At 33.1% G+C, this 21,056-nt stretch carries 19 protein-coding genes and 3 pseudogenes; 14 read left to right on the forward strand and 8 right to left on the reverse strand.

Translation table 11 applies throughout. From position 1 onward, the window contains the following. Window positions 1-625 precede the first annotated feature (625 nt). From WAX78_RS00650 to WAX78_RS00665, 4 genes are all read left to right on the forward strand, one after another. Window positions 626-2,545, forward strand: a complete 1,920-nt coding sequence (locus tag WAX78_RS00650) for a hypothetical protein (RefSeq protein WP_336480398.1) — start codon at window positions 626-628, stop codon at window positions 2,543-2,545. A gap of 226 nt (window positions 2,546-2,771) precedes the next feature. Next, window positions 2,772-3,392, forward strand: a complete 621-nt coding sequence (locus WAX78_RS00655; RefSeq protein WP_336480399.1) for a DNA/RNA non-specific endonuclease — start codon at window positions 2,772-2,774, stop codon at window positions 3,390-3,392. After that, window positions 3,367-3,564, forward strand: coding sequence for a hypothetical protein (locus WAX78_RS00660; RefSeq protein WP_336480400.1), 198 nt, complete (start codon window positions 3,367-3,369; stop codon window positions 3,562-3,564). The genes WAX78_RS00655 and WAX78_RS00660 overlap by 26 nt, the downstream gene beginning before the upstream one ends. 36 nt (window positions 3,565-3,600) lie before the next feature. After that, the gene (locus WAX78_RS00665; protein WP_336480401.1) at window positions 3,601-4,113 is read left to right on the forward strand and encodes a cysteine hydrolase family protein; all 513 of its coding nucleotides are present in this window, start codon (window positions 3,601-3,603) and stop codon (window positions 4,111-4,113) included. Window positions 4,114-4,560: 447 nt separating this feature from the next. Here the strand turns inward: WAX78_RS00665 and WAX78_RS00670 are convergent, their stop codons facing one another. Continuing rightward, window positions 4,561-4,773 carry a DUF6366 family protein gene (locus WAX78_RS00670; protein WP_336480402.1) on the reverse strand — a complete coding sequence of 71 codons (213 nt, stop codon included), beginning with the start codon at window positions 4,771-4,773 and terminating at the stop codon, window positions 4,561-4,563. Window positions 4,774-5,273: 500 nt separating this feature from the next. Between WAX78_RS00670 and WAX78_RS00675 the strand changes: the two genes are divergently transcribed. Further along, the gene (locus tag WAX78_RS00675; RefSeq protein ID WP_336480403.1) at window positions 5,274-5,411 is read left to right on the forward strand and encodes a DUF3956 family protein; all 138 of its coding nucleotides are present in this window, start codon (window positions 5,274-5,276) and stop codon (window positions 5,409-5,411) included. 211 nt (window positions 5,412-5,622) lie between these two features. Here the strand turns inward: WAX78_RS00675 and WAX78_RS00680 are convergent, their stop codons facing one another. The 3 genes from WAX78_RS00680 to WAX78_RS00690 form a co-directional block, all read right to left on the reverse strand. After that, window positions 5,623-5,979, reverse strand: coding sequence for a hypothetical protein (locus WAX78_RS00680; RefSeq protein ID WP_336480404.1), 357 nt, complete (start codon window positions 5,977-5,979; stop codon window positions 5,623-5,625). Between the two features lie 481 nt (window positions 5,980-6,460). Further along, window positions 6,461-6,838, reverse strand: a complete 378-nt coding sequence (locus WAX78_RS00685; protein ID WP_336480405.1) for a hypothetical protein — start codon at window positions 6,836-6,838, stop codon at window positions 6,461-6,463. Between the two features lie 123 nt (window positions 6,839-6,961). After that, on the reverse strand, window positions 6,962-7,174 hold the full coding sequence (locus WAX78_RS00690; RefSeq protein ID WP_336480406.1) for a hypothetical protein: 213 nt from the start codon (window positions 7,172-7,174) through the stop codon (window positions 6,962-6,964). A gap of 600 nt (window positions 7,175-7,774) precedes the next feature. Here WAX78_RS00690 and WAX78_RS00695 point away from each other — a divergent pair. Both WAX78_RS00695 and WAX78_RS00700 read left to right on the forward strand, forming a co-directional pair. Beyond that, window positions 7,775-8,029 carry a hypothetical protein gene (locus tag WAX78_RS00695; protein WP_336480407.1) on the forward strand — a complete coding sequence of 85 codons (255 nt, stop codon included), beginning with the start codon at window positions 7,775-7,777 and terminating at the stop codon, window positions 8,027-8,029. 110 nt (window positions 8,030-8,139) lie between these two features. Next, window positions 8,140-8,793 (forward strand): Ltp family lipoprotein, encoded by a 654-nt coding sequence (locus WAX78_RS00700; RefSeq protein ID WP_336480408.1) that lies wholly within the window; start codon window positions 8,140-8,142, stop codon window positions 8,791-8,793. A gap of 240 nt (window positions 8,794-9,033) precedes the next feature. On the opposite strand, the gene WAX78_RS00705 is transcribed toward WAX78_RS00700, so the two are convergent. Further along, entirely contained in the window at window positions 9,034-9,495 is a 462-nt protein-coding gene (locus tag WAX78_RS00705) for a DUF4429 domain-containing protein (RefSeq protein WP_336480409.1), read from the reverse strand. 308 nt (window positions 9,496-9,803) lie between these two features. On the opposite strand from WAX78_RS00705, the gene WAX78_RS00710 reads away from it, so the two are divergent. Next, window positions 9,804-10,274 (forward strand): hypothetical protein, encoded by a 471-nt coding sequence (locus WAX78_RS00710; RefSeq protein WP_336480410.1) that lies wholly within the window; start codon window positions 9,804-9,806, stop codon window positions 10,272-10,274. Window positions 10,275-11,004: 730 nt separating this feature from the next. On the opposite strand, the pseudogene WAX78_RS00715 reads toward WAX78_RS00710, so the two are convergent. Then, a pseudogene (locus tag WAX78_RS00715) lies at window positions 11,005-11,190 on the reverse strand (HNH endonuclease); the annotation flags it as partial. Then, window positions 11,183-11,776, reverse strand: coding sequence for a hypothetical protein (locus WAX78_RS00720; RefSeq protein WP_336480411.1), 594 nt, complete (start codon window positions 11,774-11,776; stop codon window positions 11,183-11,185). The gene WAX78_RS00720 and the pseudogene WAX78_RS00715, both read right to left, overlap by 8 nt. 505 nt (window positions 11,777-12,281) lie before the next feature. On the opposite strand from WAX78_RS00720, the gene WAX78_RS00725 reads away from it, so the two are divergent. The 3 genes and pseudogenes from WAX78_RS00725 to WAX78_RS00735 form a co-directional block, all read left to right on the forward strand. Continuing rightward, the gene (locus WAX78_RS00725) at window positions 12,282-14,498 is read left to right on the forward strand and encodes a PDDEXK family nuclease (protein ID WP_336480412.1); all 2,217 of its coding nucleotides are present in this window, start codon (window positions 12,282-12,284) and stop codon (window positions 14,496-14,498) included. 329 nt (window positions 14,499-14,827) lie between these two features. Then, window positions 14,828-15,079: a Rossmann-fold NAD(P)-binding domain-containing protein gene (locus WAX78_RS00730; RefSeq protein ID WP_336480413.1), complete on the forward strand. Its 252-nt coding sequence runs from the start codon at window positions 14,828-14,830 to the stop codon at window positions 15,077-15,079. Between the two features lie 18 nt (window positions 15,080-15,097). Continuing rightward, window positions 15,098-15,670, forward strand: a pseudogene (locus WAX78_RS00735) (SDR family oxidoreductase); the annotation flags it as partial. Window positions 15,671-16,335: 665 nt separating this feature from the next. Here the strand turns inward: WAX78_RS00735 and WAX78_RS00740 are convergent. Then, entirely contained in the window at window positions 16,336-17,025 is a 690-nt protein-coding gene (locus WAX78_RS00740) for a YjjG family noncanonical pyrimidine nucleotidase (protein ID WP_336480414.1), read from the reverse strand. Between the two features lie 357 nt (window positions 17,026-17,382). On the opposite strand from WAX78_RS00740, the gene WAX78_RS00745 reads away from it, so the two are divergent. The 3 genes and pseudogenes from WAX78_RS00745 to WAX78_RS00755 all read left to right on the forward strand — a co-directional run bounded on the left by WAX78_RS00745 (window position 17,383) and on the right by WAX78_RS00755 (window position 20,902). After that, window positions 17,383-18,972 (forward strand): PucR family transcriptional regulator, encoded by a 1,590-nt coding sequence (locus tag WAX78_RS00745; RefSeq protein ID WP_336480415.1) that lies wholly within the window; start codon window positions 17,383-17,385, stop codon window positions 18,970-18,972. A 187-nt stretch (window positions 18,973-19,159) separates the two neighbouring features. Next, window positions 19,160-19,510 (forward strand): annotated as a pseudogene (locus tag WAX78_RS00750) (aldehyde dehydrogenase family protein); the annotation flags it as partial. Between the two features lie 51 nt (window positions 19,511-19,561). Beyond that, on the forward strand, window positions 19,562-20,902 hold the full coding sequence (locus tag WAX78_RS00755) for an aspartate aminotransferase family protein (protein ID WP_336480416.1): 1,341 nt from the start codon (window positions 19,562-19,564) through the stop codon (window positions 20,900-20,902). The last annotated feature ends 154 nt before the right edge of the window (window positions 20,903-21,056 follow it).

Consider the following 21,056-nt stretch of genomic DNA (forward strand, 5'->3'; position numbering starts at 1 on the left):
TAAGTACTGTTTTAAGTGAGAGGAAACAAATAACAGTAAAGTAGCTGTATTAAGTATTTTGGATGTATAAAGTGTAGATAGCATCCACAAGTACAAGTGATTCGAGTGGTTATCGATATGCTATCCGGTGGGTTAGAGGAACGAAAGTTTACAAAATTAAGTGATGGTATTATGAGATGACATTATGTGATTGCCGAAGTATATATGACTAATGGGAGGCAGTTTAATATTTTAGAAGTTGGTCGTGAAAATAAATCATTATCGATGTTAATTTTATCGGCATATCCTATTTATGACTAGAATCTTATTTATAACTATTTACTCATGTATCTTGTGAATGATAGTGGCACTTGGACAATCAGTTCATTACAAAATCTTGAGCATCAAGGTGTGACAATTATAAAAGCAAGAAATAGCTATAAAAATGTTCGACATAGGGCAAGAACCTTATTAGTTAAGTTAGTGTAGAGAAAAGGAAATTTGAAGAAATAACTACATAAATAATTTATTTTTTCTCAAAATTACCAGTTGAAGTCTAAGTGAGTGGTAGATATATGGTAAAATATCTTTGTTAAATTATACTAATTTTTTTGCATGGATTAATAGTATTGTATAAGGAGGAAATATGAATCAAAAACAATTACTTACATATGCTATTTTAACTGTAAATGATGGACATAATAAAGATTATTATGATAATTTTGTTCCATTTGTGAAAGAAGTATTAAGAAGAGCAAATGTAGAAACAATATCTGCGAATGATGTGAAAGATAGGCTAAAGACCATGTTTCAACTAGACCTCCCTATAAACGTAATTAATACAATACTGAAAAAAAGATTAAGACCCAATGGTTATTTGAAATATGAAAAACGTTCTTTTAAGCCTAATTATGAAAAGTTAAATGAAACACATTTTGAAGAAAATAGGATTAAAATATTGGAGAAACATGAAAGGTTAATCAACGATTTAGTTCTATTTACTAAACAACAATATAACCTAGATGTTGATAATTTATGGGCAGAAAAGGCCTTGGGGAATTTTATTGATTCAAATCAAATATCAATTTTAGCAGAATCGATAAGAAAAACAAGTGTAAAAGAGAAACTAGATACCACGCAAAAAGATTTAATAATAGTATCTAGTTATATAAAAAAAATAAGGTCTGATTATTCTATCTTATATGATTATTTAATAGAAGTTGTTAAAGGCAATATGCTTGTTAATGCAATATATTATACAGAGCCTGATGTGTTAGGGATGTACTTTAAGGGTACAGAGGTCTATTTTGATACTTCATTTATTATATATGCATTAGGATTTTCAGGTGAGGCAAGGAAAGAACCATGTTCTGAATTGTTATTAATGTTAAAAGAGTCAAAAGCTATATTGCAATGTTTCAGACATAATGTAGATGAAATCATTGGGATTTTAGAGTGGTGTAAAAATAATCTTACTGCATCCCATGCTGATATCCATGGTACGATTAGTAATTTTTTGGGAAAGGGTTATAGTTCAAGTGATGTAGAGAGAATTATCTATAATATTGATGAGGAAATTCAGGGAAATCTAAAAATCAAGATTATTGAAGAACCTCCTTTTGATAAACATGAGTTTGTTATTTCTGAAGAAGAACTAACAACTTTTCTTAGTTCACGAGTAAAGTATTTAAGGGAAAATGCACTTGCAAAAGATGTGCAATCAACATCTGCAATTATGCGATTAAGAAGAGGGAAAAAATCATTTCATATTGAGGACAGTCGAGCATTTTTTGTAACTACTAACTATAATTTTGCACAAAGTGTACATGAATTTTTCTTTAATGAAGAACTTCCTAAATTAATTCCCCCAGTATTACACGACTCTGTTATTACTAATTTAGTTTGGCTAAAAAACCCAAGTAAAGCTCCGAATCTCCCAAGTAAGAGGTTGATGGCTGATTGTTATGCAGCTGTAGCACCTAAGGAGCATTTATGGGAAAGATATATTGAAACTTTAAATATATATGAAAAAACGGGAGATATAACTTATCAAGATCTAGCCATTCTCAGATACACTCAAGGTGCAAAGGAACTGTTGGTTGAAAAGACATTAGGTGAAGAGGACGCAGTTACTATTGGGACCGTTCAAGAGATTTTAAAAGAGATTAAACAAGGCGAGGAAAAGGCATTATTAGAAGTGAAAAAAGAAAAAGATTTAGAAATTATGTTATTACAGGAAGAACTTAATGCAAAAAAGGAAGAAATGGCTATGACTCTCGAAGAAAGAAAGAAGAATATTTTGAATCTAGCTAATGCAAGAGCGAAATATTCTGTGATGTTTATTGTATCATTGCCACTTTTATTTATTGCCTATTTATTATACATTGCTCCTTTTATACAGAATTTCAATATTCCTTCTATATTCAAGGGTATAATCCTCCTATTTGCCACTGTAATTTTACCGATGTCTGGTTTATTTGGCTTTAATATTCTTGGTCCAATCGCTAAATTACAAGAAAGATTGGCGGAATTTTACGAAAAAAGAATAGAGAGAAAGTATTATTAAGCCTGAAGTCCGTATTGGAACTGTTGTAGATTTGAAATAAAGTTGCACCGTTTTACCCCTTTAAGGGTAGAGTCACATCACCATCAAGCTAAGAAAAGCAAATACCCCAAAACAAAAAAATGTACATTTTTTTGTTTTGGGGGTGTTATAAAGTTCTTAAGTTGATGGATATGTATGGTGACCCCAAGAACAGTTTTTGAAGACTAATAAGTAAAGAGGTTATAGCATGTTAAGTAAAAGACTATTATCTACATTAGCGTTAACAACAGCATTATTAGGTTTAGGTACTGGTTGTGAAAACCAACAAGCTAGTAAAGAAACCAATACGGTAAAAGTAGCAGAACAGAGTCAAAAAAAACAAGAATCTAATCAGACTCAAAATAAGACTTCTAACGGCCACCAACAACAGTCTTATAACATAGAGGACATTGCAAAGAACTACAAAGGTCAAAAAGTAGTAGAAGTAAACGGAAATAAAGCTGATTTTACACAAGATCAATTAGATAAAGTACAGTTGAAGAATACAAATCCTACATGGCAAGAGTTCTCTAACTTAGATAGTAAGAACAGAGTTGGAGTAGCAACAGCACTAATTGGTAAAGAAATTCAACCCAAAGAAAAACGAGACGAGAGATTGAACACAAAACCTACTGGTTGGCATCAAAAGAAATTAAGTGATGGTAGTACATTGTTTGATAGAAGTCATTTAATTGGATATCAACTAACTGGTCAAAACGACAACCCCAAGAATTTAATGACTGGTACAAAAGATTTCAACCGACATAGTATGTTAAAGTATGAAAACATGGTAGATAAAGAGGTTGAAAAAGGAAGTTATGTACTTTAACGAAGTAAAACCAGTATTTATCGGTGACGAGTTAGTCGCGAGAGGTGTACAAATGAAAGCGAAAACGGTTAATAATGACCACTTAGATTTTAATGTATTCTGTTACAACGTGCAAGATGGTGTAGAGATTGACTATAAAGATGGTACTTCTAAACTAGTTGGTAAACAATAAGTATTAACATATTGCAAAATGAAAGAGGTAAAAATAATGGAGACTTGTGCAGATGTTTTAATCGTCATCGATTTACAAAATGGTGTATGCTACAGCGGAGATCATTTATTTGATTTACAAAATTTACTCACTAAAGTAAATAATAGAATCTCTTTATATAGAGAATTACATAAACCAATCATTTTTGTTCAACACTGTGATGAAGAATTAGTACCTGAAGAAGAACTTTGGGCTATTAATGCCAATCTAGATGTTCAAGAACAAGATTTTTTTGTAAGAAAAATACATGCAAATTCTTTTTACAAAACGAACTTGAAAAATCTTTTAGACCAATTAGCTGTACATCGTATTGAATTTTGCGGCGCCCAAACAGAATACTGTATGGATGCTACGATTAAATTTGCTCATGGATTAGGATACGAAAACTTCATGGTACAGAAAGCAACCTCCACTTTGAATAATCCATTTATGTCTGCAAAAGAGACGATTGATTTTTATGAAAATATATGGAACCGCAGATTTTTAAAATTGATAGAAGATGAATCTTAGAATGAACGATTATATACATCGATCAATCACAGGAATCCTAAAACGAGGATTCCTCAGCGAAAATTAAACAACTTTATCATTCTTAAAAAATTATAGAATGAAAGAAAAATTCACTTTTTAAACATCTTTAATAACCATCTATCAACGCAATAGATAGATCGTTACTATATTTCTAAGAGTGAAATTAAACAACTTTATTACCATTATACAAAAATGCCATTTTGGTATGGAGAAATCAGTACTAGCATAACTTGTCCCCGTTGACAAAAATCCAAAAAGAAACAAAGCAAAGGCAGAAATCATAATTTTCAATATTTTTTTAATATGAATCACTCTCCTTTGGTTTGGTTCTATATTAACAAATAAAGTAAGTAAAGTTAATGATAGGTAATTTTTAGTATTCTACTTAATAAAAAAATTTTTTAAGTACTAACGAACTGTTCCCTCTTAACGAAAAATAAAATTGTATATAATAAATCCTAAAACTAACACTAAAATTAATAAACCTGTACCTTTCCAACCCATACCACCAGATAAATCTACTAAATTACCATTTTCCGCTTTTTTTAATCCCTCATTCAAAGAACCTGTAGGATTATTTTTCAATTCATTTTGTCTTAAGCGTTCTCTTTTTTCTTTTGGTGTTTCTTTTGAACCCATGTAATAATCACCTCCAAAATTAATTCATATTTTACTTATTTAGTAATAGCTATGTTTGTTTTTTCTTTTTTTGAAAGATAAGATCTTCTTTTAAAATTAAAGAAAAATTTTTTTATATAAAAAAGATAAAAACCAAAAACCTATAGTAAGATGTTAGGGTGATTTATTCCTTGTTTTTAGGTGTGAGATCTATGGTTCAAGTAAAGCTATATTAAAGAAGCTAACCTTTTCTGATTGAAAGTAAACTTTTCAATATTAGTTTACATTCAAATCCCTTTAAATATTGAGTTTCCGATGTTTTTCCGTATTTCGAAGAAAACACCGGCAAAAGTATACATTCAAATCGTTAATTTTATTGAACTTATGGAATGACGCTTATTTTCGTTTGTTTTGTTAGCATAGGTTTAATTTATCAACTATGTTAAATCTGAATATTTAACTATTGTGTATTTAAAATGAATTCATATACTGTAGTAGATTACTAGAAAAGAGGCGTATACATGACAAGCTGTATTCTATTCGTAAATGGCCAACCTTTTTTAGTTCTCTCAGTAGCTGGAATCGAAGTTGCTAGACTTGAGGTTTCTCTTGAAGTAGCATTGACTTTAATAGCATTAGGAATTCCAATTTGTTCTTAATTAACCGATTCTGATTCCAAAAGAGGGCTTCGGCTCTCTTTTTTATTTATTCTTATCTTCCCTTAACAAATAAGACCAGAAAATTCTTGAACAAAAAAAGTGCTTTTTCTCAAAGCACTCTTCCAAAGGGATTTACCAATCCCAACAGTCATCGCGATCGAAGTCAAGATCACGGTTACGTCTGCGACGGCATTCGCTAATAATTTCTTTATTATATAAAGAATCTCAAGTCACGATTGAAGTCACGATTGAAGTCACGATTGAAGTCACGATTGAAGTCACGATTGAAGTCACGATCGAAGTCACGATCGAAGTCACGATTGAAGTCACGATCGAAGTCACGATCGAAGTCACGATTGAAGTCACGATCGAAGTCACGATCGAAGTCACGATTGAAGTCACGATCGAAGTCACGATCGAAGTCACGATCGAAGTCACGATTGAAGCCACGATCGAAGTCACGATCGAAGTCACGATTGAAGTCACGATCGAAGTCACGATCGAAGTCACGATCACATCTACAACGACGAACATCAAAATCTCTCATGAATATAAGTTCCCCCCTCATATTAAAATAGAATTCATTATATTCTATGTTTAAAAGTAGAAAACAGCTTGTTTACTAGTCTATCTTCTTTACTTATTTTCATTAACAACAAACAAGATGTCACCCAGAACACGGCAGCATGTACGATAATTGCTATTGGGGGTTACCATACATGCCCATCAAGTTAACATAACCCCACTTATCGGTAGCAAAACGAAAAAGGAACTGACTCATGATCTTATGAGTCAGTTCCTTTTTCACTCTTTTTTATAATATATATAGTTTCATAATAGTAAAAAATAATATTTCTACCCTGTCCATAGTATCGGCCCCACCTACGCCAGATACCCTGATAGCCACTCGTGCCATCCAACCCATTATTATCATACAGGAAAGCGCTCTCAATGTAAAGAATTTTCTGACTTTTCTGATTTAAAGAACATAATTACTCCTATTTAGAAGATAGGGGTAATTACGTTTACATAAATTCCGTTAGCGGAATTTATTTTTTAGATTGTAGTTTAAGGGTTTCTGTTTTATCGTTCCAACTTACAGTAATTGTTACTACATCATTTTTATCAGTCGTAGCACAACCTCCACATGTCTTTTTAATTTTAATGGATTTTTGAGTTAGTGGAACATTTCCGTTTCCTCCACCATTACCAGTTTCATAGTTATACTTAACATTATCCTTAACTTTTGAAGGGTCCCCTTTATAAGTTAGAGTAAGTTCACTTTTCTCATTATTTTCATCATATACATAACCGTTGTATGTCCCCTTCCAATTTTTGCTTTCACCTTTAAGGATAAAGGACTTATCACTAGAACAACCTCCTAATATAAGCATTATTAAAACAAACAGGAACTTTATTTGTCTCATCGAATCCTCCTACATATTTTTTGTAGATTCCTTATATTTCCATTTTACTATATTAAATTTATGGTTAGTACTAAAACAGTACTGAATCCTCTATACATGCTCGGTTAACATAACGTATCATTATCAGCAGTAATCAAATCCCAGAAATCCATTCATACCAAGAGTTTGCCAGCCTTCTGTTCCCTCCACTGTATGCAGGCTTTTATACATTCCTGTCACAACAGCATTTGACAGTTCAAACCGTTCTTGTAGCTTGCATGGAATCTTGCATATTCTTAGCGTATAAAATCCGTGTTTTGCCGTCAGTACCCCGTATAGTGAAGATATAGTTATCATATACGTACGTATGTAGGTATGTATGATAGTAGGTACATCAACATGAGTAAGCATCGTCAGTAGATGTTGTCAGTCAATCGTTCGATTAGATCGAAGTATCAACAGATGTAGTAGATGAAGCAACAGTAGAAGCATGTAGATGATGATGCTAGAAGCTTGACAGTATGATGAAGATGCAGTAACTATATTCAACTTCCGGAATACATCTCTACCTTGGCAGTACCACCTACCTTTTTGGAAAAAAACTAAAAACACCATGTAATAACGGTGACATGAGCATTCACACCAACGGTACCAAAACCAAAAAAGGTGTTGAACCGTTAGGAACAACACCTTGTATTTTACTTAACCAAGCTATTTCTTTTTCTTCTATTCAATTACGATTAGTTACCGAGTTCTGAGAGTTTATTTATCTCTCTATTTATTATTATATCTAGGTCGGTTCTACTCGCACACTATTTTTTGAAAATTTATCCAATTTATTTTTCTAAGTTACCAAAACTCCGTTTCAACGTTCAAATCATTAGAAAGGATAAGAAAAAGTATGACAGAAAAGCTCATTTTCTTTGTGGTAAAATATTCATAAACGGAGGGCTCGTTATGAAGACTAGAAAAAAATTACTTATACTTTCATCTATGGCTGCACTAACTTTTTACATCGGTTCGTTTATAGGAAAAGAACCATCTGTTATTGACCAAACTGATTATAGGGAAAGTGAATGGAACCAAGAAGTTTCTCAAAAAGCAGACCAATTAAGAAATACAACTAGTAGTTGGGAAAGAAAAGAACTTAAAGATGAAATAAGGGATCTTGCAAAACAAGCACCCGTATACTACCCAAGTGGCAGTCAATGAGACTGTCTTTTTTCTTTTTGACTTTCGACATTATACGACATTAATTTTCATTTCTATCTGATATGATTGTCTCGAAAATCTTACATTTTACATATTGGAGGAAACCAATTATGAAGAAACCATTCTACAAAAAATGGTGGTTCTGGGTTATCGTTGTGATTATCGTCGTTGCAGCAGCTGGCGGAAATAGTGGAGATAAAAAAGAAGAAGCTAAAACTACTTCTACAACGCCAAAACAAGAAACTAAGCAAGAGCAACCGAAAAAAGAGGAACCAAAGAAAGAAGAAACAAAGGCAAAGGATAACGTTCCTGTAGAATATAAGTCCGCTTTGAAAAAAGCTGAATCTTATGCAAAAACAATGAACATGTCAAAACAAGGAATTCATGATCAGCTTGTTTCTGAACATGGTGAAAAGTTTTCCGCAGAAGCTGCTAATTATGCAATGAATAATCTTGAATTTGATTGGAAAGCAAATGCTTTGAAAAAAGCTGAATCTTATGCAAAAACAATGAACATGTCAAAACAGGGAATTCATGATCAGCTTGTTTCTGAAAACGGTGAAAAATTTGCTGAAGATGAAGCACAGTACGCAATTGCCAATATGAAAGCCAATTTTAATGAAAATGCCTTGAAAAAAGCAAAAAGTTATCAGAAAACAATGAGTATGTCACCAGAAGCGATAAGGGACCAACTGACTTCTGAAAACGGTGAAAAATTTACACAAGAAGAAGCCGATTACGCTATTAATAATTTAGGTAAATAAAACGTAAAAAACACCCATGTAGAATTTAGAATAAAATGCACTTGCAAGTGCATTTGTTTTATCAAAGCAAAAGATGGAGTTAAACGTGTATCTGGAAAAGGACAAACAGGAATGAAATAAGCACTCGATATAGAGTACTTATTCAAATTAAAAAGTCGATTCCTTAGCGTACAGGAATTCGACTTTTTTTGGTTGAAATTTGGTTAGAGTATAATATCCTCGTTTGTCAGAAGGACCTCTTTATATTCCTAACAATTGTTTTTTCTTCGCTTGGAACTCTTCTTCTGTAATAATTCCTTGATCCATCAATTCCTTATATTTTATTATTTCGTCGGCTCCACTAGTTGTTGCTGCAACTTGAGGGTTACTTTTATTAGCTAAAAAGTTTTCTATGTATTTTTTTATTTCTTCTGCCATATGTTGTTCTTTTTTTACAAACATAACTGTATTTTCATCTTGTGTTGCAGCAAATACACCACCTTTACTTTCCTTACTTCCAGGGAATATAAATTGTATGTACCCACTTGTAAATCCAGCTGCTTTCATTTGTACGCCAGTTAAGTTGTTAACATCTATAGTTTTTTCGCCATCTAATCCATGATTAAAAAAGTTAAGTGCTCCTTTTCTTTTTACACGAATGAAATTGCCATCAATTGTTACAATAGTTTTCCCTGCACCTTTGAATTCAAAAACTTTATTCATTTAGCTGTTCCCCCTCGAAAATATATACATTTATAGAATATTATAACTCTATTCTTATGCTTTGGATTATTTATATTCGTTCTCCATAATAAAAAGGCCCCGTTACAAAACGGAGCAAGAGTGAAAATGAATAACGAAGCTGTAACTCAAATATAATGCTGATCCATCAATAATACAAAAAGGTAAAATCCACCTTTCACCTTAATAAAATGACATTTTTATCTCCCAACATCGACACGATATGACAAGAAAAGAACATTTACTCTGTTATGATGTTAAGTGATTACACTTTCGAGGGAGAGAGAAATATGTCTCAAACAAGGAGATTATACAAGACAGCTGAAGTTCTTAACTCACTATTGACAGACAGTATAGATGTACATAATCAATTTTTTCACATTCCAAAACAAGGTTTTTTCTCTAAAATATTTAGAAAACCTAAATTACCTAATTATGAGTTATTACATGACATGTGTTTAGCTATTATCAATGATATTAACAAAACAAACATAGAAATCAGCGCAGCTGTTTTAATGGGAAATGAAGAAGAACAACGCATAGCTGAGATATTTATGAATTACATCGAACCATTTAGGTTGGAAGTAACTACACTAAAAGATATTCTAGCTATGATTTGTGATGCTCGATTAAACAAACAACCATTAGAAGAGATAAAATTTAATACACTAATAAATCAATATGAGTGCTATCAAAAAGAACGACTACAATATGGTCCTCAAATGAATGAATCAATAAACTTACTAAGAGTCATGAATTAAAAGCACTCAATTAAGAGCGCTTCCTCTTAAATCCGCGAAATTTGTAGATTTAAAATAAAGTTTGATAAAAACGACACAATATTTTGGGCTAAACCTTTGATTTATAAAGATTTAGAAATTTGTTTTTAATAAACTTTTTTATAAAAAGATAGTTTATTAATAGACTTAACGAACTAATTTTGATTAATCTTTGTTCAAAAGGATTTTGTTTTCTTTGTATTAAAACCAGCACTTTTAGGTTGTTTTTAATAAACTTTATTTCAATTCAACAACAGGACAACATAAGAATTATAGTAAATATTAAGAAGAAAATATACAAGGAAAAATAAAGAGGACAAGGTAGTTATTAAAGAATGATAACAATACTATATTAAATTAGATAAAACCATACCATACCGAACCGCACCGATCCGAACCTAGCCGGAAGATGTCATACCAAACCTTATTATTGACCTATTTCATCAGCAATAGGGAGGTCATCTCCTATTGTACAGATATCTCTGTTTCAACAGTTATAATTCATCAGCTTACTTATAAATCTAAGCTGATGAAAGTTGATTAATTTTAGTCCTATCAAATCATATCTTAATCACACTAACTCTGTACTTTAATGGTTTTATTGTTCTTCTTCCCATACGTGTTGACGCCAATCCGCTGTGATGATTCCGTCTTTTAAAGATTTTGCAATCATTCCTCTGTGAAAATGGTCTGCACGCAAGACGTGGCATCTCCTACATAATGTACGTAAGTTATTAATTTTATTGTTACCCCTTAATCCACTTATGATATGGTCTATATGACATTCAGTTAGCAAAACTGTCTTCTCGCAGCGTACACATTTTTCTCCATCTCTGTTCCATACCAAAGGTCTAATAGTTACTCTCCAAGTTTCTATGGGAGGTCTTTTCTTAGGCATAGACTTTACCTTGAATGATATTGAATTCAGTTACCTCAAATCTCCCGAATCCAACTTTTCTTGCATCTCCCAGCCCTGCAAAAGCTCCAGCATCTTGACAGACTGCCCGCATTTGCTCACGGTTAATTATAGTGCCTTCCCAAACAATATGAAATTCTGTTTCCCAACCAGGTGAAACAGCTAGACGATAACGTATGTTCTTTACACCCCTTCTTGATACAGGTCTTACATCAATATAGACATTATCTTTTTCATTCCTTGTAACCTCTGTGATAGGGGGTAAAAACCGGTTAATCAGTATCTTAGTATCTAATACTTGCAGAGTTGAGGCTATATCTGGCTCTAATGTACCTCTTCCTTTAGATATAAACTTTCCACCGGCACGTAAACAAGAGAAAATATAAATAGGATCTAGGTAAAGCTGTCTGTCTGTAGTAATTTGAAAAGTCTTTTTCCATTCTTCTGGATTATTTCCTGGAACCCCACTTTTTTCTTGGCGTGTGATAGGTATTGCATCTTCATTAAATCTGTTGAATAAAAGTGGTCTAATCCCTGAGATTTTTACATTAGCACATATGATAGACATTTTGGTAACCTCCTAAAAAGAACTTATAAATATTTTTTTCCATATTAAAATATTTTTAAACTCAGATTTAAACATATTTTATAAAAAACTTATAATGTTAAAGTTACTAGCTCAGAAATGTAATGCATTAAATCTAGAGGAACTTCATGTGAAATATTATTATGAATTTGAAATTGAGTCACGATGTTTGAAAAAAAGACGCGAAGTTTTGAATAAAGTTACGACGTGTATAAAAAAATGAGATGCTTTATCTCTTAAATTAAAGAAGTCGAAATGAGTTTTGATTAAACTTTTTTATAAAACTGAAAGATTATTTAAAAGAAAGATTCATTTATAATAAACCAAAAGCAAAAAAAGGAGATGGCAAAAAGGTTAGTTGAAAAACTGAAGAGAACAAAAAGTTGGGAAAAGGATAATTTATATCTGTTTGTTTAATAGTGGAGGCGTTCAAGATTGATGAACGAACGAAAAATAGATAAAACACAAAAAGAGGAGAGGATGTCCAGTGCCTAAAAAAACAACAGAACAATTTAAAAAGGAAGTCTATGAACTAACAGGAGAAGAATATACAGTTTTAAGTGAATATGTTACAGCCAGAGAATCTATACAGATGAAACACAACAAGTGTTTGGACGGAACAACATATAAATACCCTGTGACACCGAGTAATTTTTTAAAAGGAAGACGTTGCCCTAAATGCGCAAGGGTAAAGGTGGGGGATAAATTCCGAAAAAGTGCTGATGCATTTAAAAATGAAATTTATGAATTGGTAGGGGAAGAGTATACTCTTTTGGATGAGTATTTTAATTCTTGGAAACCTGTTCAATTTATTCACAATCAGTGCATAGATGGCTCTTCTCATGCATTTCCGATGGAACCTATAAGTTTTTTAAAAGGAAAACGTTGTCCTAAATGTAAAAAGCAACAACCAAAACCTGTCCATGTCCGAAAAAAAACAACAGAAATGTTTAAAAGAGAAGTCCAAGAATTAATAAAAGATGAATATACCGTGTTAGGAGAATATAAAAATAACCGGACAGACATTATGATGAAACATAATAATTGTTTAGACGGAGGCTCGTATGAATACCCTGTAAGACCATCAAATTTTTTAAATGGTACTCGATGTCCTAAATGTTTTGGTACTCATAAAAAAATAACAGAGCAATTTAAACAGGAGGTTTTAGAAAAGGGTAACGGAGAGTATGAGGTGTTAGGAGAATATATCACAGCTCATATCCCGATACTCATTAGGCATATTACTTGTTTAGACGGGGGAACTCATGAATATCCAATAAAACCAAATGCGTTTTTATCAGGATCTAGGTGCCCAAAATGTTATGGAACTCCTATGAAGACAGATGAAGAATTTAAAAAAGATGTGTATGACTTGGTTGGAGAGGAGTACATTGTACTAAGTGAGTATCAAGGAAATAAAAAAGAAGTTCAAATGAAGCATGTATATTGCTGGGATGGAGGAACTCATGATTTTCCTGTAAGACCTGGAAACTTCCTTTTTGGTGGAACCCGTTGTCCAAAATGTTTTGGAAGCTTTTTAAAAACAATAGAACAGTTTAAACAAGAGGTATTTGATTTAGTAGGTGATGAGTATCAGGTAGTAAGTGAATACATTAACTCTCGCGAGTACATTACAATGTTACATAAATATTGTTTAGATGGAGGAGAGCACGAGTATCCTGTTACTCCAGATAGTTTTTTAAGGGGAATTCGCTGTCCTAAGTGTGGTGTAATAAAAGCTGCTAACAAACTAAGAAAAACACTTGCTGAATTCAAAGTGGAAATATTTAAATTAGTAGGCGACGAATATAGTGTCGTAGGGGATTATGTTTCATCTCATGTCCCTATCTTAATGAAGCATAACAAATGTCTGGACGGAGGAACTAATGAGTTTCCAATGCAACCGGCAAACTTCATATATGGGCAGCGTTGCCCAAAGTGTTTTGGGAACTTTCTTAAAACACATGAAGAATTTGTACAAGAGGTTCGGGAACTTGTAGGGGATGAATATACAGTGTTAGAAACTTACAAAGGCTCAAAAGAAACCGTTTCTATGAGACACAATACATGCTTGGATGGAAGAACACACGAATATACTCCTTTTCCTAGTAATTTTTTAAAAGGGCAAAGATGTCCAAAGTGCGCCCCTCTTCGTACAGCTGAACAAACAAGAAAGACAATTGAGCAATTTAAACAGGAAGTGTATGATTTGGTCGGGGAAGAGTATACCGTCGAAGGCGAATATACCGGCGCGAATTCTTCAATTTTATTAAAACATCATAAATGTTTAGATGGAGGATCGTTCCAATATCCTGCGACCCCTAGCAATTTTCTGCGTGGAAGTAGATGTCCGAAATGTAGCCAATCCAAGGGAGAGAAAAGAATTTTGGATTGGCTAAACAATAAAAGTATTTCGTTTAAACCACAATATAAATTTGAAGATTGTAGATATAAACGGAAGATGCCATTTGATTTTGCGGTCTTTATAAACGAAAACCTGATTTGTTTAATTGAATATCAAGGTGGACAACACTATGCCCCTGTAGACTTCTTTGGGGGAGTTGAAACATTTGAGGATTTACTTATAAGGGATACAATTAAAAAGCAATATTGTATTTCCAAAGGCATCCCTCTTCTTGTTATACCATATTGGGAATTCGATAATATAGAAGAGATTTTAGAAAATTACTTTCTACAGAAATAAAACAGTAAAATTAAAACGCAGCTTTCCTTTGATTGCTGCGTTTTTGTTACTATCAACAAGAAAGACATTTATCAGAAATGTTGAACAAGCATATCAGAGAATGCTATTAAAACATCTAAACATGTTTTAATCATTTAAAGTTAGACCGATGGATAATTACTTTAAATATTCTTAATCTGACCAAGAGATATATGTACAAAATAATGGAGATAAAGTGTACATATTTCAATAGAAAACAACCTATTATGTAGAGAAATGAAATCATGTATACTATCTGCTTAATAAGTGATATATTGATGAACACTTAATTTGGATAATTTAAAATTAATATGTACATGATTTCTACGGTAGATAAATCCTTTCAAGGGTTTGAATGCTTAATGGCGCCAAGACCTATTTCAGAAATCGGTACCTATCGAACAACAGGCAAATTACAGGGGAAAGTAGCAATTATTTCAGGGGGAGATAGTTGGATTGGAAGAGCAGTTGCGTATGCATTTGCTAAGGAAGGGGCAAATGTTGTTATTGCATATTTAAATGAGCATATTGATGCATTAGAAACGAAACAGTGTGTTGAGTAACTAGGGCAACGTTGCCTTGCCATTGTTGAAGATTTAGGACAAGAAAAAACAAGCCATCAAGTGGTCCAGCAAACCTTATATGCGTTTGGTAAAATGGATATTATTGCAAATAACTGTGCGGAATCTTTCCCGAAAGAACGAATAACGGAAATTACCGGTGAGCAACTTCTACGAGTTTTTCAATCCAATGTTTTTTCTTTTTTTTATTTAACGAAGGCCGCTTTATCTTATTCAAAACAAGGTAGTTCGATTATAAATCCGGGATCAGCATCCGCATATGAAGGACAGCAGGGAAATCTTGATTACGCTACATCAAAGGGAGCCGTTATTACATTTACCCGATCACTTGCCCTCGACTTAGTGTATGATGGAATTCGTGTAAACGGTGTTTCGCCGGGGCCAATTTGGACACCAATCATACCTTCAAGTTTTCCTGCTGAAGAAATGATGAGTTTTGGGTATGGGACACCAATGAAGGAGCCGGTCAGCCGTATGAACTTGCCACAGCCTATGTATTTAGCCAGTGATGATTCGAGTTACGTCACTGGTCAAATAGTCCATGTCAATGGGGGGATGAGAACAAGCAGTTAAAGACGCCAGAAAGGGATGATGAAAGCTTTTAGAAAATGAGTGTTATTCAAATTACTAATACATTATATAATTAGAAGGATGGAGTTCTCCGAAGTTATATAAATCCTTATATTAAGGAACTGATGGAAGTTTCACTTTATAAAAAATAATCATCTAATAACAAATTGAACTTGCATTTTGAACAATCTTTTTTCAAAATGTGAGTTTTTTTCTATTATAAATCCAGCGTTTACGGTTCTATTTTAATCAAACTTTATTCCAAACCAATAGATACAATGCTCTTATCTAGACATTAAGGGTGCTCTAGATACAAAGTGTATTTGTATACCATATACATTAATACATATAAAGCAAGCGTAAGCATTTTTATTGGTAACATTGATAGTTGTAACTATCAGAAAACAATTCTATTGAATGTTGAAATTCTAGTAACATTAATAGTTGTCACAATGTGAAAAAATAGAAGTGTAAATTTGTGATTTGCTGGGGTTTCGTAGTAACACAATTAGTTGTCATTAAACAATTGAGTGTTTATCAATTTCTTTCTCTTTTTTATTTATAACATTTCAGCTAATTAGTAAACCTAGATTAATTTTATAAAATGAAAAAGGTTGTACTCAAAACGAGTTTTCAATCATTTTGAGACAACCGCTGTCTTAATAAATCTATTTTTTTAGTATATTTTTAAGCTCCATCAAATTTGAAATCTCATAAGTAGGTTTGAGTTCTAATGTATTTACAATTTTATTAGGGTTAAACCAACACGTATCTATACCAAAATTGATCCCGCCTTGTATATCAGAAGTTAAGCTATCTCCTACCATCAATACCTTGCTCTTGTCAGTATGCTGTATATTGTTTAAAGCGTGTTCAAATATTTTAGGGTCTGGCTTTGATGCCTCAACATCCTCAGAAACTACGATATCTTCAAAGTATTTTGCTATAATAGATTTTCTTATTCTATGATCTTGAACATCTTTAAGACCATTGGTAATTATAATAAGTCTATAATCTTTATGCAGACTTTCTACAAGGTCTATACTCTCATCGTATAAGAAAGATGCATAAGATAAATGTTTCATATATAATTGTGCAAATTCAACTTCATCAAATTCAGCATTTAATTTATTTGATAACCGTTTAAATCTTTCAACACTTAATTTTTTCTGAGTAATAAGTCCATCCTCAAGCTCTTTCCATATAGCTGTATTTATATCCTTGTATACTTTTAAATGATGATTTTCATCATATTCTATATTAAACGCAAGCATAGTATTTTTAAGAGCATCTTTTTCAGATTTTTTAAAATCAAATAGAGTCTCATCTGCATCAAATATTATAATCTCGTACTTCATACTAATCCTCCAAATATAGTTCGTTTTTCTAGTTATCACATACAAACTTTTTTATAAAAAAGTCTTGTCAACGTACTTATATGATGTCCTATAGCATTTTGTTACAAAATGTCATAACAAGTATAATACCAATCTAGTTTTATATAAAATACTTATTATGCTATACAACACTTTATAAATTACAATATTTATAAAGTGTTGTATATGACATATGTCATATTAAACAGGGGTTATGAGAAAACTTGAGCACGGGAAAATTACCTGTATTTAGTTTTTTGTACTTTGTGTAATTTTGAATTTTCAAATAAAATATTATTAGAATTAATGTTTCTAAACTCTAAAGAGGTGTACGATAAAATGAATACAGGGGTTAATTTATCAGTAAAGGAAATCTTAAAGCATAGGCATTTTCAAAATGCGAAAGTGATAGCAGGGAAAGCCGGCCTTTGCCGAACGGTAAAGTGGCTACATATTATGGAAATACCTCGAATTGGAAATCTCTTAAACGGAAATGAACTTATCCTTTCTACAGGAGTTGGATGGAACGGAGATAAAGAAGTTTTTCTTTCATTAATTAAAGAATTTATTAATGCGAATGCTGCGGGACTTTGTATTGAATTAGGAATGTATATGACTGACGTGCCACAAGAAATTATAGAATTAGCCGATTGTCACGATTTCCCATTAATCGTTTTCTATCATGAAGTACGGTTTGTTGATATTACACAAGATGTACATACTCTTTTATTGAAAAAACACTATCAAATGATTTCAGATTTAGAAGACTATTCCCATCAGTTAAATCGGCTGCTCCTTACATCTAACTCACAATCAAAAATCTTGCAGCTGTTACATGATTATTTAAAAATGACAGTATTGTACCGTTCAAAAGAAGGTGAAATCCAAATTATTTCTGAAAAAACGCCTGATGAACAAGAGAAAATCATTACATTTTTAAGAGAAGATAATGTGCAAAAGGATGTAACTATTTTTTGTCAATCCATACAAGCTTTAGATCAAAAATTTGGAGACCTCTTCGTCGTTTCAGAATCTGAAATAAATGGATTTGAATCACTTATAATAGACCGAAGTGCCATAGCATTGGCGCAAAACCTATTACGTGAGTTATATGTTGAAGAACGAAGGAAGGCTGATGAAACGGAATGGATTCAAAGATGGCTCGATGGGGCGCATAGTGAAGAGCGAATTCATAGATACATTACTGAGCTTGAGCCTAATCTCAAAGTAAACGGTTGTATTGTGTTACTCTGTAAAATCGATGACTATGACCAAAAAAGCTCGGGTTTCACTTATTTAAAAATACTCTTTCGTTCTATATTTGAACAGCAGGGTTTCCTTCTTTTAGCTACTGTAAGGAAGAATCAAATGATTTTCATATTGCTGAACAAGCGGAAAATGAGTGATTGGAAACGTAGAATCGAAGCGGGAATCGACCATTTGCAAAAAACAGAATTAATGGAAAAATACCAGGTGGGTCAAATCCAATTTGGTGTCGGAAAATTTATAGATAAATTAAGCCATGTAAAAAAGAGCTATCACACGGCACAAGAATCATTAATCATTCAGGAGAACATGCCAAAAGGACATATGAGCTGTTTTTATGACGATTTACATATCTTTCGTTTAGTGTCGATAGTTAATGAACAAGGAGATCTGGATGATTTTATCTCCGATTATTTAGGCCCTGTACTCATTTATGACCAGCAAAATAACGGAAAACTAATGGAAACATTAAAAACTTACCTTAAGTGCAATGGCTCTAAGCAAGAAACAGCAACAAATTTATATATCGTTCGGCAGACTCTTTACCAACGACTTCAAAAATTAAATGAGCTCTTAGGTGAAGATTTTATGGATTTCCATAAACGACAAGCGATAGAATTTGCCATCACTGCCTATGAGTATGTATCTGCTTCTAAACCGTAATCAAGTATGTTGAATACTTTACTCTATGTTTTCTTCCTTTGGACTATTTGTAAATAAATAGATTGGATATCACCAAAATGTAGTAATTATTTTATAAATAAGTTTACATACTGTCTACTGAAAGCGCTTTCTGGTTCAGGTATAATAAATGCACAGAATCGTTATTTCAGAACAGGAGGTTTTCACTATGGTAGTAACTAACAGCGTACAAACATTAAAAAACTACATTGGCGGACAGTGGATAGAATCTACAAGTAAACAGGTTGAAGAAGTACAAAATCCAGCAACGGGAGAGGTCATTGCCCGTGTACCGCTTTCGACTAGAGAAGATTTAGATAGAGCTGTTGTAACCGCTAAAGAAGCCTTTAAAGCATGGAGAAAAGTTGCTGTGCCTCGACGGGCTCGTATTCTATTTCGCTACCAACAGTTATTAGTTGAAAACTGGGAGGCATTGGCCCGACTTATTACTCTAGAGAACGGAAAAAGTTATAGAGAAGCTTACGGTGAAGTACAACGGGGGATTGAATGTGTTGAATTTTATACAAGAAAAAAATGTTAACGGCTCAGTATTAAAGGAAGGGGAATAACTATGCAAAAAGTTGATCAACGACAAGATTTTGTAAAAAAAGATGAGCAATACGTTTGGCATGCAATGCGTCGTTATAATGCAGCTGCTTCTTCAATGATTGTTACAGATGCAAAAGGGTCGAAAATAACTGATATTGAAGGGAATTGTTATTTAGATGGCATGTCTGGTTTATGGAGTGTAAATGTTGGATATGGCCGCAAAGAGCTTGCGGAAGCAGCTTACCAACAGCTTTTAGATGTTCCATATTTTCCATTATCCCAAAGTCACTTACCAGCTATTCAATTAGCAGAGAAGTTAAATGAATGGCTTGGTGATGAATACGTCATTTTCTTCTCCAATAGTGGTTCTGAAGCAAATGAAACAGCGTTTAAAATTGCCCGCCAGTATCATCAGCAGTCCGGTGAACACAATCGCTATAAATTTATTTCACGTTATCGCGCTTACCACGGCAATTCAATGGGAGCTCTTGCTGCAACGGGGCAAGCACAGCGTAAGTATAAATATGAACCGTTAGGACAAGGCTTTTTACATGTCACGCCACCTGATTCTTATCGTCATACGAAAGAAGAAAATCTTAAGTTTGCTGAAGAAATTGATCGTGTCATTACGTGGGAATTAAAAGAAACCGTTGCCGGAGTCATTATGGAGCCGATCATTAGCGGCGGCGGTGTACTTATGCCGCCTGAAGATTATATGAAGAAGGTAAAAGAAATTTGTGAAAAGCATGGTGTACTTCTTATTGTTGATGAAGTAATTTGCGGCTTTGGTAGAACAGGAGAAAAATTTGGATTTATGCATTATGGTGTGAAACCGGACATTGTTACGATGGCAAAAGGACTTACAAGTTCTTATCTTCCATTATCAGCAACCGCTGTAAGAAAAGACATTTATGAAGCGTTTAAAGGGACAGAAGAATATGATCACCTTCGCCATGTCAATACATTTGGCGGACATCCAGCGAGCTGTGCAGTTGCGCTGAAGAATCTTGAGATTATGGAAAGGGAAGGACTTATTGAAAATGCAAGGGTTTTAGGTGACCGTTTCCTTGAAGAATTATCAGAACTAAGAAACTATCCATATGTCGGCGATGTACGGGGCAAGGGGTTTTTAATAGGAATTGAGCTCGTCGAAGATAAAGAAACGAAACAGCCTGCAGATATAAAGAAAGTTAATACTGTGATTGAAGCTTGCAAAAAGCAAGGATTGATCATTGGTAAAAACGGTGATACGGTTGCAGGATATAACAATGTACTCATGCTTGCACCACCGTTAAACATTACAGAAGAAGACTTTGAATTTATCGTCAAAACAATAAAAAAGGCAGTAGCGGAACTTGAATAGGTTGGACTAACCTAAATGAATAAGGCGATATAAAATAACTTCGAAATGTTACAATGTAAACAAGTACATTTATCCCGCTATTTGCGGACAGTAAGACCCCCACCTCAAGATGCAGAGAAAAGCGAAGAAAATAGGTGGGGGATGAAAAAACCCA

This window comes from Bacillus yunxiaonensis (assembly GCF_037104695.1).
GTDB lineage: Bacteria > Bacillota > Bacilli > Bacillales > Bacillaceae_G > Bacillus_A > Bacillus_A yunxiaonensis.

What these genes read in the sequence shown, in the direction of transcription:
- WAX78_RS00650 (WP_336480398.1), top strand. Translation starts at nt 626, where the DNA reads ATGAATCAAAAACAATTACTTACATATGCTATTTTAACTGTAAATGAT.
- WAX78_RS00655 (WP_336480399.1), top strand. Translation starts at nt 2,772, where the DNA reads ATGTTAAGTAAAAGACTATTATCTACATTAGCGTTAACAACAGCATTA.
- WAX78_RS00665 (WP_336480401.1), top strand. Translation starts at nt 3,601, where the DNA reads ATGGAGACTTGTGCAGATGTTTTAATCGTCATCGATTTACAAAATGGT.
- WAX78_RS00670 (WP_336480402.1), bottom strand. Translation starts at nt 4,773, where the DNA reads ATGGGTTCAAAAGAAACACCAAAAGAAAAAAGAGAACGCTTAAGACAA.
- WAX78_RS00675 (WP_336480403.1), top strand. Translation starts at nt 5,274, where the DNA reads ATGACAAGCTGTATTCTATTCGTAAATGGCCAACCTTTTTTAGTTCTC.
- WAX78_RS00680 (WP_336480404.1), bottom strand. Translation starts at nt 5,979, where the DNA reads ATGAGGGGGGAACTTATATTCATGAGAGATTTTGATGTTCGTCGTTGT.
- WAX78_RS00685 (WP_336480405.1), bottom strand. Translation starts at nt 6,838, where the DNA reads ATGAGACAAATAAAGTTCCTGTTTGTTTTAATAATGCTTATATTAGGA.
- WAX78_RS00690 (WP_336480406.1), bottom strand. Translation starts at nt 7,174, where the DNA reads ATGATAACTATATCTTCACTATACGGGGTACTGACGGCAAAACACGGA.
- WAX78_RS00695 (WP_336480407.1), top strand. Translation starts at nt 7,775, where the DNA reads ATGAAGACTAGAAAAAAATTACTTATACTTTCATCTATGGCTGCACTA.
- WAX78_RS00700 (WP_336480408.1), top strand. Translation starts at nt 8,140, where the DNA reads ATGAAGAAACCATTCTACAAAAAATGGTGGTTCTGGGTTATCGTTGTG.
- WAX78_RS00705 (WP_336480409.1), bottom strand. Translation starts at nt 9,495, where the DNA reads ATGAATAAAGTTTTTGAATTCAAAGGTGCAGGGAAAACTATTGTAACA.
- WAX78_RS00710 (WP_336480410.1), top strand. Translation starts at nt 9,804, where the DNA reads ATGTCTCAAACAAGGAGATTATACAAGACAGCTGAAGTTCTTAACTCA.
- WAX78_RS00720 (WP_336480411.1), bottom strand. Translation starts at nt 11,776, where the DNA reads ATGTCTATCATATGTGCTAATGTAAAAATCTCAGGGATTAGACCACTT.
- WAX78_RS00730 (WP_336480413.1), top strand. Translation starts at nt 14,828, where the DNA reads ATGTACATGATTTCTACGGTAGATAAATCCTTTCAAGGGTTTGAATGC.
- WAX78_RS00740 (WP_336480414.1), bottom strand. Translation starts at nt 17,025, where the DNA reads ATGAAGTACGAGATTATAATATTTGATGCAGATGAGACTCTATTTGAT.
- WAX78_RS00745 (WP_336480415.1), top strand. Translation starts at nt 17,383, where the DNA reads ATGAATACAGGGGTTAATTTATCAGTAAAGGAAATCTTAAAGCATAGG.
- WAX78_RS00755 (WP_336480416.1), top strand. Translation starts at nt 19,562, where the DNA reads ATGCAAAAAGTTGATCAACGACAAGATTTTGTAAAAAAAGATGAGCAA.